Genomic DNA, 1,117 nt, shown 5'->3' with positions numbered 1-1,117 from the left:
CAGAGCCGGCCGGTCAGTACCGTCGACGGATCGCACGTCGAAGTCAGGGCCGAGAGCATCGACGGTAGCGGGAGAAAGTTCTTCGGCGATCAGCACGATCGGCTTGGCCACGGGATCGAGTCCTTCGATTGGGTGGTGGGGGCATGAGGCTCGCAGTTGCGCAGCCCCAGCACACATTACTGCAGGCTGGAGGCGCCCCGATTGCGCATGACGGCGAAGGTCGCGTCACCTCGCTGCCGACCCGTGCGACAACAATGGAACCATGACAGCCAGCGTCGTCGACATTATCCGGTTCATTGTGCTGGTTGGGCTCGTGGTCCTGTTCGTCGCGATGGGAGTGAATCACTTCCTCCCGAAGCCGGCGAGGCTCATGGCGAAGATGATCCCGCCACGGCTCAGGTTCGCGGGGCCCCTACGGCCGATCGTCCTGGTCTACATCACGGGCGCGTGCGAGGTGCTCGGCGGCATCGGGCTTGCGGTTCCCGTCACGCGGGCCGCCGCAGCGTTCGCGCTTGTACTGTTCCTGGTGGCCGTGTTCCCCGCGAATATCTATGCCAGCGAGCATCCCGAAACCTTCAGGTCACTGTCGATACCGTTCTGGCCGCGCCTGGCCGCCCAGCTGGTGCTGATCGCGCTTATCGCGTGGGTCGGCTTTTTCTAGCCCAGGAACTACCGGGCCAACCTCAGTTCGATGACCTCGACGACATGAGCGAACAGTGGATGCCCCGGCTCAAGCCCCGTGATCGACTCCGCCAGCGCCCCCGCCGTCGCGCCTCCCGTGAGCAGGGCCTGCAGCTCGACGCTCTCGGCATCCTCCTCCACGTCGAAACGCAGGGCGGCTCCCACCGCGTTGAGCAGGTTCCAGACCTCCAACCCGCGCTCGGCCAACTCGGAGGCGGGGCCGATAAAACGCTCCCTCCGGCTGAGTTTGCGCAGCGGGCCCCGGCCGACCCGTTCGCAGGTGTCGGGCAGCGCGGGGTTCGAGATGCGCTTGAGCGTTTTCTCGATGTAGGCCTGCTGCTCGTCGGGGTCGAAGCCGTGCTTGGCGACCAGCAGCTCCTTGGTCTCGGCCAGCACCGCACGAATCTCCGCCTGGAGTTCGGGGGTCGCGAGCGCC

At 66.0% G+C, this 1,117-nt stretch carries 1 protein-coding gene and 1 pseudogene; one reads left to right on the top strand and one right to left on the bottom strand.

The genetic code is table 11. The features are described from left to right. Window positions 1-262: 262 nt before the first annotated feature. Window positions 263-661, top strand: coding sequence for a hypothetical protein (locus RMN95_RS06140; RefSeq protein WP_309616060.1), 399 nt, complete (start codon window positions 263-265; stop codon window positions 659-661). 8 nt (window positions 662-669) lie between these two features. Here the strand turns inward: RMN95_RS06140 and RMN95_RS06135 are convergent. Continuing rightward, window positions 670-1,117, bottom strand: a pseudogene (locus RMN95_RS06135) (mannitol-1-phosphate 5-dehydrogenase); the annotation flags it as partial.

It is taken from the genome of Salinibacterium sp., from assembly GCF_031364185.1.
Classification (GTDB): Bacteria; Actinomycetota; Actinomycetes; order Actinomycetales; family Microbacteriaceae; genus Rhodoglobus.
The sequence above is the reverse complement of the archived record's forward strand: the minus strand, read 5'-3'. Positions and strand labels throughout refer to the sequence as shown.

Coding starts and splice junctions, on each gene's coding strand:
- RMN95_RS06140 (WP_309616060.1), top strand. CDS start 263: ATGACAGCCAGCGTCGTCGACATTATCCGGTTCATTGTGCTGGTTGGG.